Annotated in this window: 15 protein-coding genes; 7 read left to right on the top strand and 8 right to left on the bottom strand. The window is 46.6% G+C overall.

Features of this window, described 5'->3' with window-relative positions:
• The first annotated feature begins 22 nt into the window (after positions 1-22).
• A complete protein-coding gene (locus JO154_RS10570; RefSeq protein WP_291944896.1) occupies positions 23-1,663 on the top strand; it encodes a RagB/SusD family nutrient uptake outer membrane protein in 1,641 nt (546 codons plus the stop codon).
• A 92-nt stretch (positions 1,664-1,755) separates the two neighbouring features.
• Here JO154_RS10570 and JO154_RS10565 read toward each other — a convergent pair whose 3' ends face one another.
• The gene (locus JO154_RS10565; RefSeq protein WP_291944893.1) at positions 1,756-2,865 is read right to left on the bottom strand and encodes an ionic transporter y4hA; all 1,110 of its coding nucleotides are present in this window, start codon (positions 2,863-2,865) and stop codon (positions 1,756-1,758) included.
• A 107-nt stretch (positions 2,866-2,972) separates the two neighbouring features.
• Here JO154_RS10565 and JO154_RS10560 point away from each other — a divergent pair, with 107 nt between their 5' ends.
• The 3 genes from JO154_RS10560 to JO154_RS10550 are packed head-to-tail and all read left to right on the top strand — an operon-like array spanning position 2,973 to position 5,629.
• The gene (locus JO154_RS10560) at positions 2,973-3,971 is read left to right on the top strand and encodes a glycosyltransferase (protein ID WP_291944890.1); all 999 of its coding nucleotides are present in this window, start codon (positions 2,973-2,975) and stop codon (positions 3,969-3,971) included.
• A 4-nt stretch (positions 3,972-3,975) separates the two neighbouring features.
• Complete coding sequence (locus tag JO154_RS10555) at positions 3,976-4,995, top strand: glycosyltransferase (RefSeq protein ID WP_291944887.1); 1,020 nt, start codon at positions 3,976-3,978, stop codon at positions 4,993-4,995.
• A 22-nt stretch (positions 4,996-5,017) separates the two neighbouring features.
• Entirely contained in the window at positions 5,018-5,629 is a 612-nt protein-coding gene (locus tag JO154_RS10550) for a hypothetical protein (protein WP_291944886.1), read from the top strand.
• Here the strand turns inward: JO154_RS10550 and JO154_RS10545 are convergent, their stop codons facing one another.
• Positions 5,630-6,568, bottom strand: coding sequence for a hypothetical protein (locus JO154_RS10545; protein WP_291944884.1), 939 nt, complete (start codon positions 6,566-6,568; stop codon positions 5,630-5,632).
• Between the two features lie 110 nt (positions 6,569-6,678).
• Between JO154_RS10545 and JO154_RS10540 the strand changes: the two genes are divergently transcribed.
• Both JO154_RS10540 and JO154_RS10535 read left to right on the top strand, forming a co-directional pair.
• Positions 6,679-7,428 (top strand): glycosyltransferase family 2 protein, encoded by a 750-nt coding sequence (locus tag JO154_RS10540; protein ID WP_291944882.1) that lies wholly within the window; start codon positions 6,679-6,681, stop codon positions 7,426-7,428.
• Positions 7,429-7,557: 129 nt separating this feature from the next.
• Positions 7,558-8,352 carry a glycosyltransferase family 2 protein gene (locus tag JO154_RS10535; protein WP_291944879.1) on the top strand — a complete coding sequence of 265 codons (795 nt, stop codon included), beginning with the start codon at positions 7,558-7,560 and terminating at the stop codon, positions 8,350-8,352.
• A gap of 2 nt (positions 8,353-8,354) precedes the next feature.
• Here the strand turns inward: JO154_RS10535 and JO154_RS10530 are convergent, their stop codons facing one another.
• Together JO154_RS10530 and JO154_RS10525 are read right to left on the bottom strand one after the other, a co-directional pair.
• Complete coding sequence (locus JO154_RS10530) at positions 8,355-9,470, bottom strand: glycosyltransferase (protein WP_291944877.1); 1,116 nt, start codon at positions 9,468-9,470, stop codon at positions 8,355-8,357.
• A gap of 12 nt (positions 9,471-9,482) precedes the next feature.
• Entirely contained in the window at positions 9,483-11,321 is a 1,839-nt protein-coding gene (locus JO154_RS10525; RefSeq protein ID WP_291944874.1) for an ABC transporter ATP-binding protein, read from the bottom strand.
• A 346-nt stretch (positions 11,322-11,667) separates the two neighbouring features.
• Here JO154_RS10525 and JO154_RS10520 point away from each other — a divergent pair, with 346 nt between their 5' ends.
• Positions 11,668-12,825 carry an acyltransferase gene (locus JO154_RS10520; protein ID WP_291944872.1) on the top strand — a complete coding sequence of 386 codons (1,158 nt, stop codon included), beginning with the start codon at positions 11,668-11,670 and terminating at the stop codon, positions 12,823-12,825.
• Positions 12,826-12,910: 85 nt separating this feature from the next.
• Here JO154_RS10520 and JO154_RS10515 read toward each other — a convergent pair whose 3' ends face one another.
• From JO154_RS10515 to JO154_RS10500, 4 genes are all read right to left on the bottom strand, one after another.
• A complete protein-coding gene (locus tag JO154_RS10515) occupies positions 12,911-13,495 on the bottom strand; it encodes a sigma-70 family RNA polymerase sigma factor (RefSeq protein WP_291944869.1) in 585 nt (194 codons plus the stop codon).
• Between the two features lie 96 nt (positions 13,496-13,591).
• Positions 13,592-14,185, bottom strand: coding sequence for a hypothetical protein (locus JO154_RS10510; protein ID WP_291944866.1), 594 nt, complete (start codon positions 14,183-14,185; stop codon positions 13,592-13,594).
• Between the two features lie 57 nt (positions 14,186-14,242).
• The gene (locus tag JO154_RS10505; protein WP_291944863.1) at positions 14,243-15,277 is read right to left on the bottom strand and encodes a type IX secretion system membrane protein PorP/SprF; all 1,035 of its coding nucleotides are present in this window, start codon (positions 15,275-15,277) and stop codon (positions 14,243-14,245) included.
• 24 nt (positions 15,278-15,301) lie between these two features.
• Positions 15,302-17,299, bottom strand: a complete 1,998-nt coding sequence (locus JO154_RS10500; RefSeq protein ID WP_291944860.1) for an OmpA family protein — start codon at positions 17,297-17,299, stop codon at positions 15,302-15,304.
• Between the last annotated feature and the right edge of the window lie 22 nt (positions 17,300-17,321).

The following is a 17,321-nucleotide window of genomic DNA, read 5'->3' as shown; positions in this document are numbered from 1 at the left end:
TATCACTGAAAAACTGAAAACGATGAAATTATTACATAAACTGCGTGGATATAAAACGGTGATAGTCGCTGCACTGGCGATTACCGGAATGAGTGCCTGCACCAAGAATTTCGAAAAATTTAATACCGACAATACGGGTATCACTGGCGATCAGTTGGGCCCTGATTTCAACGGACTCGGACTATACTTGAAATCCGCCGAGATGGCGATTTACAATTTCTCTGGCGGTGGAGACCCGAACTCATTTCAGGTACAGCAGAACCTGAATGCTGATTGTTATTCCGGCTATTTCATGTCGGCCACTCCCTTTGCGAGTGGTGTCAATAACCTGAACTACGGCTTGGTTTCTGGATGGAACGGAGAAGCCTATAAGGTAGGTTATCTCAGCGTGATGTCGCCCATTCTGAAACTGCGTACCACGGGTATTGAAAAGAACTACCCTGCCGTATGGGCGGTGGCGCTGATCGTGAAAGTGACCGCTATGAGTAGGGTTACAGATATCTATGGTCCTATTCCGTATAGCCATGTAGGTGAGAATGCGCCTACCATTCCATATGATAGTCAGCAAGACATCTACAAACGTTTCTTCCTGGAGCTGGACACGGCTACACAGTACTTGCAGAAACAGATAGCTACGGGCACCAAGCTGCCGTTCGACTTCAGTCAGTTCGACGTAGTGTACAACGGGAATTTCAACCAATGGCTGAAATTTGCCAACTCCCTTCGTTTGCGATTGGCAACGCACGTCTACTATGCCGATAACAATATGGCGAAAACAGAAGGCGAAAAAGCCCTGAATCCGGCCAATGGCGGCGTGTTGACTGACAATACAGATAACATGAATGTAAAAATAACAGGGAGCTTCACCAATCCGCTGGCATTCATTGCCATTGATTGGGCGGATACCCGCATCAATGCGTCCCTGGCTTGTTACATGAATGGATATAATGATCCACGTATTTCAAAATACATGGATAAATCTACCGATGCTGGTTTCACACCACAATACATCGGTATCCGTATCGGTAGCGTTACCAGTGCGAATTCGAAAGATGACTATGTGAAATATTCCAACCTGAATGTCAGCGATGGAACCACTCCTTCTTTCAGTAAGAAAACGCCGGTGCAGTTGATGACAGCCGCAGAAGTATATTTCCTGCGCGCAGAAGCAGCGATGCACGGCTGGAATAATGCCGGCGATGTACAGCAGAATTACGAACAGGGTATTGCCACGTCCTTTGCACAATGGAATGTAAGTGCGCCAACGTATAAAAATGACGCCACTAGCACCCCTGCTGCTTATGTAGATCCTAAGAATGCAAATAATAACTTGCCTAGTCCGAGCGGTATCACCATCAAATGGGACCCTGCCGCCGGCGACGAAGCGAAGTTAGAGCGTATCATCACCCAAAAATGGCTAGCGATGTTCCCTGAAGGGCAAGAGGCCTGGACGGAATTCCGTCGTACCGGTTACCCTAAACTGTTCCCAGTAGCGGTGAACAATAGCGGTAATACCATTTCCACCACCCTGCAGATTCGCCGTCTGCCATTCCCACAGAATGAATACAGCACCAATCCGGCCACTGTGCAGGATGCCATCAAACTGTTGGGCGACAAAGACAATGGCGGCACCAAACTGTGGTGGGATAAGAAAAGTCACTGATTGATAACAGATAAACGGCAAAATAACGCCAAATGAAACAGCGAGCGGACTCTTTTGGGTCCGCTTTTTTTTATCTATGTTGCGGGGATTTTTTATGGGATAATCGTTGTAAATAGGTAAGTGGCCAATATCACCAACTGCACAATACCTTGCAGCACATTCGTTCTGCCTGCGCTGAAGGATAAGGAAATAGTAAAGAGTGATAATAGCATTAAGAGAGATGATTTGGAATCGATGCCTAATGTTACCTCAAATCCCCCGAAGTAACATACAATAGCCACCGCCGGAATGGTGAGACCAATACTGGCCAGGGCAGAGCCTAATGCCAGGTTCAGACTGGTCTGCAGCCTGTTGCGGGATGCCGCACGGATAGCCGCCATCCCTTCCGGTAAGAGGATCACCGCAGCAATGATAATACCTACCAGACTTTTAGGCGCTCCTAAGTTGATTACAATACCTTCTATGGTGGGTGATAATTTCTTGGACAGCAAAACTACTACCACCAATGAAACCAGCAGCAACAATAAACTACTGATGGCGGTGGACTTGGAGGGAGGCGCTGCGTGAATATCGTCATGATCTCCCAATGCTTCCTGCGGGAGGAAATAATCCCGATGCAAACCTGTTTGCACTGCTACAAATCCGCCATATAATACCAAGGAAATCAGCGCCACAAAAAGCAATTGGCTATTGGAATATACAGGACCGGGTTGGGTAGTGGTATAGTTGGGCAGTACCAGCGTTAGCACGGAGATAGCCGTAAGCGTTACCAAGGCCGCACTGACCCCTTGTTTGATGTATACCTGTTCTCGATATTTCAGGCCGCCTATTAGCAATGCTAGTCCGATAATACCGGTAAGAATAAGCATAATAGCCGCAAATACGGTATCTCTGGCCAGTGTTTCCCCTCCTGCACTTTTAGAGAGCATCATCGAAACAATCAACGACACTTCAATAATCGTAATGGCCAATGCTAGGATTAATGTCCCATAAGGTTCCCCTACCTTATGCGCCACCACTTCCGCATGGTGCACAGCAGATAATACCACCGCAATGAGCGTAACGCCCAAGAGGGCCGCAAACCAACCGCCCTGCATGCTTCCAGCCAATGCCAGCATAATCAATCCAATTATAGGACAGATAATGGTCCATAATGGCAGGGCTATTTTCCAACGTGTATATAAGATGTGATTGAATGACATGGACTTAAATTACTAAAATATAATTACATGTTTCCATTTAACGTATTATCTGTATATTCAGTTCAAAGAAAACCTGCTTATCCCCTGCCGGCCCTCATGTCATTACCATGGATTACTCAGTCATCATTTGTACATACAACCCAGATGAACGCATATTGCAACGTTGCCTGGCCGCTATAACGGCACTGGATACACGTGATTTGAAAGTAGAATACATTTTGGTGGACAATAACAGTCGGATTCCAGTGGCCTCACTGCCAGCCGTGCAAGCTACTGTCCATCAAGTCCCCCTTTTCCAGGTATTGCATGTAGCCCAACAGGGGGTGAAATTTGCCCGTATTGCCGCTATAGAAAAATCTTCTGGTCATCATATCGTATATATCGATTACGATAATGAACCTGCTCCAGATTATCTACAACAGCTAAAACTCTTGAACGGCGCCTATCCGCAAGTGGGCGCATGGGGGCCTGGCCAAGTTTTTGTGGATTTTATTGACGGTGTGAAAGACGATATTGCCGCCTATGCACGTTATATGTTCCAGGAAAGGCATGACAGTGATATCCTATTCGACGACTCGCGGGAATGGCAGGATTGCTATCCATTTGGCACTGGACTTTGTACAGACGCTGCGTTGCTGAAAGAGTACGTGGCATTGGCGACAGCCGGCCATCTCACCCTAACAGGCAGAACAGCAGATAAACTCACTAGCGGGGAAGATACACAGATGATACTACACGCCATCCGGAAAGGGTTCGCGGCAGGTGTTAGTCCGACACTCCGGTTAAACCATATCATTCCAGGCAACCGGGCCAACGACCGCTATCTGCGTAGACTGACCTACGGCACTAGTATCTGTTACGCCACTTGCTTGCTACAGGTTTTTCCGGAGATGAAACAGCAGATGCTAAAACAGCTCATCTCCCCCAGTAGGTTTATACGAAAAACCATTCGGCAGTTTCTATCCAGCCGCTGGCAAGGATCGCCATCCGCAAGGTATCAATTGGTGCAATTTATAGGGCTGAATAGTGGATATTATCAGGCACTGAACAAGGTTATCCCTTTTCCTGTTAAACGTATTGCCAAATTATTACAGGTAGAAGAATAAATATATGAACATCCGTGAAATGAAAAATGCGCCGCATGGAGTTTCCGTTATCATTTGTTGTTATAATAGCAGCGAACGTATCGGCGATACCCTGCGTCACCTGGCCAACCAACAAGTACCACCTGATGTTCCCTGGGAAATTCTCCTCATCAACAATGCTTCCACCGATGATACCATCCTGACAGCCATGGAAACCTGGGCCCAGTGTGCCCCTTCCAACGCTGTTTTCCGGGTGATTACCGAAGTACAACCCGGCCAAATGTATGCCCGTAAACGAGGCGCGCAGGAAGCACTGTTCGAATTTCTACTATTCTGCGATGATGATAACTGGCTCCATAAGGATTATGTCATGCATACCTATCGCGTGATGCAACAGGATGACACCATCGGCGCGGCCGGTGGCAGGAACTACCCCGTTACTAACGCAGACGAATATCCGGAGTGGTTCGAAACCTATAAAGATAAATATGCTATTGGGATACCGGCCAATGCTTCCGGCGATGTGAGCCACAGAGGCTTTGTGCTGGGAGCTGGACTGATTACCCGCAAATCGCTCTTTCTACTCATTAACCAAGATACTTATCCTTCCCTCTTAAACGGCAGGAACGGGAATAGTCTCACTACAGGCGATGATTTTGAATACTGTAAACGACTACTCCTGTGGGATTTCAAGTTGTATTTCGATAAGGAATTAGAAATGCAGCATTTCATTCCGAGAGAACGCCTTACCATCGATTACCGCGACCGACTCATGGCGGGTATTGAGCAAGCAGGAAAAGTACTCTATCAGTATGACCGGGCTATTTACTTACATCGGAAAAACCGGCGCAAGAATCGTTGGCGACTGCTCTTCATGAGTCCTTTCCGACTAATTATTTCTAAAACAGGATTGTCTAGCAGAAAATTTGAAGACGAATGGCTGACCTTTTATTATCTGGCTCCATTCCAGGTAAGAGGTAGTAAGGCCCAGGCTTCTATCAAATCTTTCCTGACAGCAAAAATAAATGGAGATGTTTTATCGTAGGAAAATTGGGCAATCGTCTTTGATGAAAATATTTACCTTCTATAACCATAAGGTGAACCCCGAAGTGCCTCGGTTGCAGAAAGCCGTCTTTGATAAGATGGGAATGAGCATCAACCAGGTATATGATAAATCCTTCAGCCATGGCGGTTTTCTCAATTACATTTGCAGGAATGTCACGGATACAGACTACCTAATTTTCTTTGATGTAGACTGTATCCCCACTACGCAGAATTGGCTCCCCATGCTGCTGGCCGATTTGCAAGCACCTAATACGATTGCTGGCGCTGCCCAAACGGCCAATCATTTAAGAGATGCCAAAAATCTATATGTATCTCCATTTTTCTTTGGAATCAGTACGCGATACCTGCGGGAACTGCAATACCCGGATATGCAAATGACAACAGATATGGATGCCGGCCAACACTTGACAGAAACCATCCGTGTACAGCAGGGTCAAATAAAATTCTGGTGGCCAACGCATATCGAAGAAGAAAAATGGTATTTGCATCATCCAGAGCATAATAAATTCGGGCTCGGCACCACTTACAACGATGCCGTCTATCATGCCTTTTACTCCCGTGATAACCAGTCGGCCGGATTTATGCGCAAATGTCGGGAAGTACTGGCTTCCTGACTATTTGAACCATTGCAGCAGCCAGCGTTTGAGCTTACGTTTGGGCTTGTTGTAGCGCCGCCAGCGGTTTACCAGGTCAAATTCCTTTTGCATGTAGTAATAGTCGGCCTCTTTCTCTGGGAGGAATGTTTTAGGATGAATGATATCCGTGATTTCGCCGGAAGGGACATTGGCATTGAGGCTCTGGAGATCGAAAGTATGGGTAGCATCGGGCCGAAATCCTAGGTTACTGATTAAATTCACATTGGGGGTGACACATAAGCCATTTTCAAAGAAAGTAATAAAGCTCAGTTGATAATCCCAGGTATCAATTTTGCCTTGGTGCAATTCCCTGAAAATACGTAGCCAGTCTTGAATGAGGAATGGATCGGAAAATATTTTGGGGAGATGTAGGGAGACATCATCTTCTGTGTACGCAGTGAGTTCTGCGTCGTATTGCGCCCATACCCTACGCCAGGTGGCCCAGCCCCAAATGTGGCTATACTGAGAAAAGAAATAGGTGGCCTCTCCCCATTTGCGCCCATCCTGCAAATTGGAGCCCGTAATAAGGCGGACCCTGTTATCCTGACGGTAATGTGCTAACATATAATCGCAGAACTGAAAAAAACTGATAGCCGGTAAACAGTCGTCTTCTATAATAATTCCTTCCTCCACCTGGTCAAAAAACCAAGTGATAGCCTCGGACACTGCCCGTTTACAGCCTAGGTTCTCTTCTCTGAAAAGCGTTTTCACTTCACAGGGCCAGTCTATCTCCCTAATAATATTTCTCACCTCCTGGCACAACGCTGCCTCTCCTGGCTTATTTGCACGTGGTCCGTCTGCGCCAACGTATAGGCGTTGAGGTTTTACGGCACGTATCTGCTGAAATACGCGGGACGTGAGATCCGGTCTGTTGAAAATTAAAAATAGTATGGGAGATTGTACATGGTAAGCCGACATCCTAAAAAATTAAATTTTTCTGCGTTGGAAAATGTAACATTCTGCACAAACAAGCGTTACAAGATAATATTATTTCTGTGATAAATCATGCTTAGTTAATTTCGTATTTTATGACAGATGCGGCCATATCATCCCCGGAAAAGCTTGTCAGTATTATCATTGCGACATATAACGCCGAAAAGCACCTGGCATCGTGTTTGCGGTCCATCTCCGACATGCGCCTGCCGCAGTTAGAAGTCCTGATAATAGATGGGAAAAGCACAGATACCACCATTGAAATTGCCCGTACTTATCCTAACCTGGATATACGTTTTATCAGCGAAGCAGATGACGGCATCTATGATGCCCTGAATAAAGGCGTCACGATGGCAAAGGGAAAATGGCTGCACTTCCTCGGTTCGGACGATGAACTACTCCCTGGGTTCCGGGATATTGCGCTGCAATTAGAAGACACCAACACCGTATATTATGGCCACAGTGAAGAATTGTATAGAGATGATTTCCGTCCGCCGTACATATTGTTACGCGGGCCATACAGCAAGTATCGATTGGCAAAATTCCCAATGAATCATCAATCTATCTTCTATCCGGCAGCGGTATTCAAGAAATATAAATACGATGTACGATATAGGGTGTTTGCAGATTATGCACTCAACCTGCAAGTATGGGGCGATGGCGCATTTCGTAGAAAACATTTGGCGGTAGCTGTTACCTTATATAATATGTCGGGGTTCTCCGCCAAGCATGAAGATAAAATATTCAAACAGGAGAAACCGCGTCTCATCAAACAACATCTCGGATGGTACATTTACTGCCGATACCAGTTAAAGCGACTAAAAAATAAGCACAGCGGCGTATAATAGCCTGACAAACAAATACGTTTACTCATCTGTTTAATAAAAAATTATGGTAAGGAAACCTGAGTATCTATCCTACCCATTGCCAATGAAATAAGGAATCAGCTTATCTATCCACCGAAAATGAGAAATATGAATGGATCTTTTTCAACCGCCCTACTAATTAGTACGTATAACTGGCCGCAGGCACTAGAGCGGATTTTCCTCAGTTTACTCAAACAATCCCGTTACCCGGACGAACTTCTAATCGCCGACGATGGCTCCCGAGAAGACACCCGGCAACTGATCGACCAATACCGATCGAAGTTTCCTTTCCCTGTAAAGCACGCCTGGCATGAAGATCAGGGCTTTCGCAAGAGTATTATCTTGAACAAAGCCATCAAACTGGCTGCTGCTGATTATATCATTGAAATTGATGGCGACATAGTAATGCACCCGCATTTTATTGCAGACCATATACGCAGCGCCCAATCCGGCTTCTTCGTGCAAGGTTCCAGGGCCATCTTAAAAGAGACATTAACACATACGGTATTACAACAACCGGAAAAAACGCTGCATTTCCTAGTACCAGGATTAGCCAACCGTTTCAATGCCATCCGCTTGCCCATGCTCTCTTTCCTCATCGGCGCGAAGCCATCCGGCGCTAGTAAAGTGCGCGCCTGCAATCTCGCTTTTTGGCGCAAAGATTTCCTGGCCATAAATGGGTATAATAATTTGTTTGAAGGTTGGGGTTGGGAAGACAACGAGTTCGCGGCACGCCTTATCCATGGCGGTGTAAGGAAGCGGAAATTAAAACTGTCTGCGATCTGCTTTCACCTTCACCATCAATTAAATTCCCGGCAGCAATACCAGGAAAATGAAGCATTCTATCATCAGACTATTCAAGCCCGGATGGTCAGTTGCAGCAATGGATATTGTCAGGTATAACTTTAGAAATAAAACCGGAATGCCAGCCAACAGATGAGCGGGTAGCCCACCCACTTTGTAATTTTATAACTGTTTAAACGATAGAAATTCAGTTTCCGTACTTTTCCATCATCATTAAATCGTTCCCCCATGCCTGTTAGTCGGCCTCGGGAGAGATTCCCCCATAGCAGCCCAGATTGAAAAGACAATCGGAGTAACAGCACATAGAAAAACACCGCAGGACTCACTGGCGCCCGGCGTTTCAATGCCTGGATCATATTGGCCAATAATTCCACGATAAGAATTCCCAGTAGGATAAATAGTAATCCTGGCAATAGTTGTGGTTTCCAAACCGCAGCCGCCATACATCCAAATAATAGGAGCAGTAATAATTCCGGCGTATTCAGCAGATCATAGTACACATATTGAGGATTGAGCTGTGCGAGCCAACTACCGCCAATGCCATACCGGAAAGGACGTTGTATGTTTACTTTTTCTCCGTTCCACCAAGGATGTACTACCGCCGCTTCCGGCAGGGATTTGAAATTACGGAAATCATTATGGGCCCTGACTTTCAGGAAGAAATCGATATCCTCTCCTCCCCCAGCGCGCGGATATAATTCAGAGAAGCGTATGTCTCCCAATGCTGACCTGCTGATCATAATATTGGCAGTTGCTCCCCAGGCGTGGCTTTCCTTTTTCTCTGCTACTGTAAATATATCCATGGAGCCACTTGCCCGGATCGCTTGCGTGAAAGCCGTACCAGGGGCCGGCATTCTAATTAATCCGATAAAACCGATTTCCTCCGGATAGGTGTTGGCAGCATGTATATACGTAAAGATCAAATCATCTGGGACTAAAATATCATCATCTAGGAACAGCAGCCATTCCGCAGTACCTGCGGCTATGCCATCATTGCGGGAAACCGCAGCCCCTTGATTTTGCCTATGATGAACTATTGTCAAGTCTGCTCCTTCTCTTTTCCGGATGCTCTCCGGGATAGTAGCGGTGGGATTATCCACCACTAGGCAATAACGTACACGTATATCCGCAGGCTTTGCCAGGTTCAAGATGGGCAGCAGGTATTCTTCTGCAGGCCGAAAAGAAGGAATGATAATATCCAAGGAGCGCACTGACATGGTGTAAAATTTTTATTCCGTAACAGGCATGGCCATCGTAAATGACTGCATATCAATGAGGCGGCGGTATACCCCGTTCTGTGCCAGCAGTTCCAGGTGGGTGCCCTGTTCTACAATGCAGCCATTGTCCATCACCAGGATGAGATCTGCATTCTGGATCGTACTTAAGCGGTGCGCAATCACCAGGGATGTGCGGAATTGCATGAGATTGTTCAGCGCCTCTTGCACTAGTTTTTCAGACTCCGTATCGAGGGCCGATGTAGCCTCATCTAGCAGCATGAGCGGCGGATTATTCAGCACTGCGCGGGCAATACAGATACGTTGGCGTTGGCCACCAGAGAGCTTGATCCCCTTATCGCCGATATTTGTTTGATAACCATTCATTGTAGCACTGATGAAATCATGCGCATTCGCAATGCGGGCGGCGTGTTCCACTTGTTCCTGTGTGACCCCTTGTTTGCCAAAGGCAATATTGTTAAAGATCGTATCATTGAACAAGACAGAGTCTTGGCCAACAATGCCCATCAAAGCACGGAGGGAGTGTGCTTGCACATCATGGATATCCGTACCATCAATGGTAATTTTCCCTGAACGGGGTTGGATAAATCGAGGTATCAAATCCATGATCGTAGATTTACCAGCGCCAGAAGGCCCTACCAGGGCCACTGTCTGTCCTTTGGGAATAGAGAAGGATACATTCTTCACCACCGCCGTATCATGATAACAAAAAGTGACATTATCAAAACGGATTTCCGCTTCAAAGCCAGTCAGTTCCTTAGCGTTGGGGATATCCTGTAGTTGCGGTTTTTCATCAATGAGCGAGAGTACCCGCTCCCCGGCAGCGAGCCCGTTATGAATATTGCTAAATGCTTCAGAAATGGCTTTCGCCGGGCGCATTACCTGCGAAAAGATCACGATATAGGCAATGAAGTTTTCCGCAGAGAGCTCCCCGCTGTTATTGGTGACGAGGGAACCACCGTACAACACAATACCCGCCACCATCAATACCCCCAAGAACTCCGATACCGGTGATGCCAGTTGTTGCCGGCGACTCATAGACTTCAGGATTTTTGAATAGTGGATATTTTCATCGTTGAAACGTTTTTTGATGAAACCTGCCGCGTTAAAGGCTTTGATCACCCGAATGCCTGATAGCGCTTCTTCTAGGTAGCTAATCATGATGGCATAGGACATATACGATGCCGATGCTTGCTGTTTCAGTTTTTTGACCAGCCGGGAGATGAGGAGTCCTGCCACAGGAATCACTAACATGGTGACCAGTGTCAGTTTATACGAAATTACGAACAGCATGATCAGATAGGCAATCAGCGTCAGTGGCTCTTTGAACAGCACCTGGAGGGTACCGGTTACGGAATACTGGACAGCCTGCACATCGGTGGATATTTTGGTGATGATATCCCCTTTACGTTCATTATTGAAATAGCCGATATGTAGATCCATTACATTGTCGAATACCGCTTTGCGGAGATTGAGCAGCGTATGGATACGGAGGTTTTCCATGGTGCGGTCTGCCAGGTAGCGGAAGATATTGCTGAGGAAAACAGAAGCAATAATCACCAGGCAAACCATTTGTAAGGTTTTGGTTACGCCGTAATGATCGTTGATATACCAGGAATAATATTGAAAATTTTTAAAGATATCGATATAGTGTTCTGGCTTCACAGGAGGGGGCTGTTTGGCGGCCTGCTGAAAAAGGGTAGACAGCAAAGGGGCCAGCAGGGCCAGATTGAGGGTACTGAAAATCACGCCGAGAATGGTAAACAGCAGATACGGCAATGCATATTTTAGAAGTGGCCTGGCAAACGATAATAAACGGAAATATACTTTCATACCTCTACGCCTAAATTATTGATTCAGAATGGGGATTGGATTTTCAACTTAACAAGTTTCTTAAGATAAAGTTGATATGCTGTAAACGGGTTTTATCCGCAAATATTGGGCTGGATTGCTATTTTTTTAATGGCTTTTTCTTTTTAGCTGCCTGCGGCAGGTGCGGTGCGGATGTGGGAAGACGAAGTTTGTTGTTTTGAAAATGACATCGAAGATGTCATTTTGTGGGGTTCCGCGCTGCGCGCGGGGCCTGCGGCTGGCTGAAGTTCAGGGTGATTAATAAATTTTTATGTATCTTCAGCGCCAATCTAATATCGCAATTTCCCTATACTGCAATGTTGCCCTGATGAAAGTATATTTTAAGAACCTGGATGCCATCCGATTTATAGCAGCCCTATTGGTAATGCTGCATCATATTCAATTTTTCAAGCGCATTGATAAAGTGGATTCCTGGCCGATCTTGAATTATTTGTTGGAAGACGGCGGTCGGGCGGGTGTGAACCTGTTTTTTGTGCTCAGTGGATTCCTGATCAGTTATCTCTTGCTGAAGGAGCAACAGGTAACTGGCACTATTAACTTCCGTAACTTCTATATTCGGAGGGTATTGCGCATATGGCCACTATACCTGGCCTACGGCGTTTTGCTGACCCTCGCCTCCCCTTTCGTGTTCCGCATGCTGGGGATGGACGCCAATACAGATATGGCTACCATATTTACCAACCTGATTTTCCTCTTGCTATTTGCGGTAAATATTCAACTGGCCTTTTTCCCTTATAACAGGGGCATCTTGGAAATTACCTGGTCGGTTTGTATTGAGGAGCAGTTTTACTTGGTATGGCCGTTGTTGTTGAAAACATTCCGTAATCGGCTGAAAACCCTGTTCTTCCTCATGTTGGGAACGGGATTTCTTTGTAAAACCTTATGCCTAGTATTACCGATGGTATTGCCAGTGAAGCCCGAGCAGTTATTGAGTGTCAATTATCTCCTGTTATTCGACAAACTGGAATTATTTGGCATGGGGATGTTTGCCGCCTATGTCCTGTTTAACAGGCAGCAATATGAAGGATTCTTACAACGTATACTTCGGCCACAGATCCAGGTGGCGGTACTGCTGCTAGCCATACTGGTCGTCTTCCAAATCATTCATATACCTGCGTTGACCCGTTACTGTTATGACCATTTTATTCATGCCGTATTATTCGGATATATTATGCTGATGGCGGTTGCAGACAATAGCATTTTGCATTTGGAATATCCGATATTGAAAACACTGGGGAAAATTTCCTACGGTTTGTACTTGTTACATCAGCCGGTTGCACAATTGATATTAATATTTTTAATGAAGATACATGGGCCGGAAAAGGCAGTCTGGCTCTATGAAATCTGTTATCCATTGCTCTGTATAACGACTACCTGCGTGGTAGCCTATGCTTCTTATGAATTGTATGAGAAGCGTTTCCTGAAGGTAAAAACCAAATTTGCTAGCGTGGAAACGCGCATGTAGCGCCATCATTACAGGGCCAGAACAGCAAAGTAGCCACTTGGCCCTGTATCTATACCATGGGCTCCTTGTTTCAAGTATTTTGATCTCAACACATAGTTGTTTCCGCGGCCGCCATTTGGCGCCTTATATTCATCAGGGCATAACGTACACGCCCTAACGCTGTATTAATACTAATGCCCACCGTCTGGGCCATTTCACGGTAGTTCAGTCCTGCATAATACCGCAGGATGAGCGCTTCCCGCTGGGCGGCTGGCAGTCGGTCCAGCATATCTTCTATTTCCCGGTAGCGTTCGCCGGTGATCAGCCGATGTTCCGGGCTGAATTCCGTATCATGCATACTATCGCCAATAGCATCATTAAACGCAGTAAAGATGTTGTTGCGTGTTTCAGCCTTTCTAAAATGGCTGATACAAAAGTTATGGGCAATCCGCATGACCCAAGGGCAAAACCGGTTATTATCCGTATACTGTCCTGCTTTCAGGGCATTGACAATTTTTATGAATACCTCCTGAAAGAAATCTTCTGCCAGTGCTTTATCGCGCACGAGCAATACGATAGTGGTAAAGATTCTGTCCTTATGCCGGTACACCAGTGCAGTGAAGGCTGGGTTGTTGCCATCAAGATACAATCGGACTAACTCCTGATCCGAAAGATGATTGAATTTCTGCATACCTTATTTTCATACTTTAATTTCAAAAAAATATGTTGAGGGAATGTTGGTCCCTCTGGACAGAGGGACCGCCGTTTCTAAGATGTTATTTGTTGTTTAGTCCACAATGTTTAACCAGGCTTTCACCTTGTCATAGTTATTCCAGTCAATCGCACCACGGGCATTAACGCCACCTGGAATAAGGATGTAACGCACCTGGTAATATTTATTTCCCTGGTAAGTTACGGTACTGGCTCTTACATCAGAATTCAGCACTATATAGCCTGGTTGTAAATAATAACTTACCTGGAAAGAGCCATAGTAAGGCAATGGCATCACTACAGGATTAGCGGCCGTCTGAAAGTTCATATATACTTTCACATCACATTTGCCAATCATAGCAGCCGTCAGTTTTGCCGCAGGAATACCTGCAAACCAACCCACAGTATCAATCTTTCCGGTAGCAAGGGTATCGGTCTCAGGTTGATAGGCCACATCCAGCCATGCGGAATAGATGACGTTGGCAACACCGGTATCCCCTTTAGGGCCGGCAGGACCAGCAGGACCTTGCGCACCATTTGCGCCCGGATCTCCTTTAGCACCAGCAGCACCAGCAGGGCCTGGGTCCCCATTTTTGCTACAGGAAACCATAAACATTACAGCAGCAGTCAGTAGCAGCGCATAGGACGCAAAGCGTTTGATTTGTTTCATAATCGAACTTTGTTTTTTTGTTTGTTATTGTTTGGTTGATTAATTTTTTTAGTGAGACTACCACACATTCCGCGGACAGGTATCTCCGTATTTATTACCGAGGAGTATACCGATCATGATTTCATGAGAGCCTTTGCTCACCACATTCAGCGCGGATGCGGAGTAATCATAGGAATAGCCAATATTGATAAGGGAGCTGATATTTACCCCGAACATACCCGCTACACCGTCGTTGATGCGATAGGAAGCTCCCATCCACAGGCGGTCGCGGTACATGAACCGGGCATTTACGTCGAAACTTATAGGGGCGGCAGTGATCATTTTCACCATGACCGATGGCATGACATTCAAATCGTCGTTTAGCCATAACCGATAGCCAGTGGTTAGGAAGAGGTGGGGAATCAACTTACCTTGGTAAGCAGACGCTCCCACCACCTTGCCATTATCAAACCCCAACTTTTGCGGAATAATATTCTGTGCCGATGCACCGGCAAAGAAATTGGCGGAATAGAGCCATAGGCCCAGACTTACATCCGGACGCCAGCGGTTCAGAATACCTGCACTTCCTCCCAGCACGGGATCATTCGGGTCCAGGAATTCCACTTTGCGCGTATCCAACGACACCTGCTGCATACCTAGTCCGATCCCTGCGCTAATACTGGTGCGGGGCGACAGGTTAATATGATGCGCATAAGCACCGGTGATGGAAAAGCGGTTTATAGGTCCTGCTTTATCATTGAGGATGGTCAGTCCTACTCCCGGATGCGCAGGCGGGGTGGTGTACTCCTGCCAGTAGCCGCGCCCACGGGGATTCTCTCCTTCCGGATTAAAGCCTGTCGGCGAAGCCTCCCCTGCAAAATCAGATTTATGCAAGGGACCATGGAGGGTGAAATAGGTAGTCACCGGCGAACCGTTGATGCCTGTCCACTGATGCCGATGGCTCAGTCGCAGATCCCAGTAGTTCTCAATACCCGCGATAGCAGGATTGATGATAAAAGGATTCATGATATACTGGGTATAATGCGGCAACTGTTGTCCGTAACCCAAATGCATGCTGACGATCAGCATACCCATCAACACAATCTTTTTCATGTCACTAGTGTTTTAGGTGAACGGTTATTGCTTCAGCACCGTGAAGGTGGTTCGCCTGTTCAACTGACGACCTTCCGGATTATCGCTGCCATCAGGGTTCGTATTCGGTGCTACTGGTTGCGAAGCTCCAAAGCCTTTCCAGGTGAGGCGCGATTGATCAATTCCTTTGCTGATGAGATATTCCACTACACTCTTAGCACGGGCTTCAGACAGGCGCTGGTTATGCTTATGAGCACCTTTGCTGTCTGTATGGGCACCCAGTTCTATTTCCATAGATGGATGTGCATTCAACATCGCCACAAGCTTGTCCAACGATGTGTAAGAAGCAGGTTGTAAGGTGGCCTGATCGAAATCGTAGTACACGTTATCGATGGTAGTAGCTACTGGCGGCGCTACGATGGGCGTGATGCAGATCGCCGGAGCGTCGTCTGCGTCAGCATCTAGATCTTGTGGCAAACCCAGTTGGGCATCTCCTTTCGTGTATCCGCCAGCGTTAGCTTCCAACTTCAGCGGCATGTATTCAGGAATGGTGAATGCATATTTACCATCCGTACCGGTGGTCAGCGTTTTAATCACTTCATTGCGGCCAGGATCGGTGATCGTTACGATAGCGCCCACTACTGGCGTGCCTCCATCGCAGGAAACGACGGTACCGTTCAGTTGTCTTGGTGCACGATCTTTATGCAGATAGAATAATTCTAGGCAGCAGGCCGCGTCCCTATCGGTGCCGAGTAGCACATCATCTAGCAAGTTGCGGTTGTTACTACGACTGGTGAAGTAGATATCATCTTTCACAGAGTTGACAGGAGCACCCATATTGACTGGCGTCTTCCAATGATCAACAGTACCACGGGCAGCAAAGAAATCATAGCCTCCCATGCCGGTACGGCCATCCGTGGAAAACACCAGCGTGCCGGTAGTGCCATGGTAAAATGGCGCTTGCTCATTACCTGCTGTATTGATGGTTTCTCCCAGATTTGCCACCTGTATGGGTTTACCATTGGCGTCGAGGGTGGCATACCAGAGATCGAAGGCCCCTTGGCCCCCTGGCCTGTCGCTACTGAACAGTAAGTATTTTCCATCAGGCGTAACGAAAGGCTGTTGGGTATTATAGCCTGGCGCATTGAGCACACTATCCAATAAAACTGGCGTACTCCAGGTATTCCCGGACTTGGTGGCCATCCAGATAGCAGCGATTTTACGGCCATGATCCATATGCCAACGAGTGATGTACAACTGATTGCCATCCGGTGAAACCGCTGCACTGCCTTGATGTACATCGGCTGGTTGATCCAATGTCAGCAGGTGAATGTTGGCAGCGTTGCCTGCTTCATAATCTGCGGTATAGAGTCGGTTGATATAACTATGATCTCCGGCAGCTTCATTCGGGCGGGTGGATGTAAACACCAGTGTTCCCGGAGACAGCCACAGGGGCGCATAGCTAGCGCCGGTGGTATTCAAATCCGCCGTGGCTTTGGTGATTTTATAGAGATGCTGATCTTTACGCGCTAATTCACCCGTGATAAACCGGATATTCTGCAGTTCTCTGTTTGCTGATTCGCTGAACTGATCTGTTGTTTTATAACCCTCCAAGAATTGTTGGAATACTTGTCCCGCCAATTCATATTTTCCTTGCGCACGCAATGAAACCCCGTAGTAGTAAGCCGCTAGCGGAAAATTTTCCTTTGCAGACTCCATTACGCTGGCATAATAGGGCGTAGCCTTATCGTAATAATGCAGCAGGCGATAGCTTTCTGCGAGTCGGTAAGTAGCCTCCTCTTCATTGCTAACTTTTGCCTTTGGCTGTTTAGAGGCAGACACGGCCACATAGGGCTTATAGGATTCCTGACGAACCAGTTTACCCTTTGAGCCCAGGTATTTTTCGTAATAAGTAGCGGCGGAATTATAATCGTTCTTTTTGTAGTATTCGTCCGCAGCCCGCAGGTAATTATAGGCCAACTGTGCCTGGGACGACATCGCCATCAACAGTGCAGCAGCGGTGGTGAACATTATTTTTTTCATGAGTTGCTTACAGTTTGGATGA

The sequence above is a fragment of the Chitinophaga sp. genome (genome assembly GCF_019236475.1).
Taxonomy (GTDB): domain Bacteria; phylum Bacteroidota; class Bacteroidia; order Chitinophagales; family Chitinophagaceae; genus Chitinophaga.
Note: the sequence above shows the minus strand (reverse complement) of the source record. Positions and strands in the feature narration are given on the sequence as shown.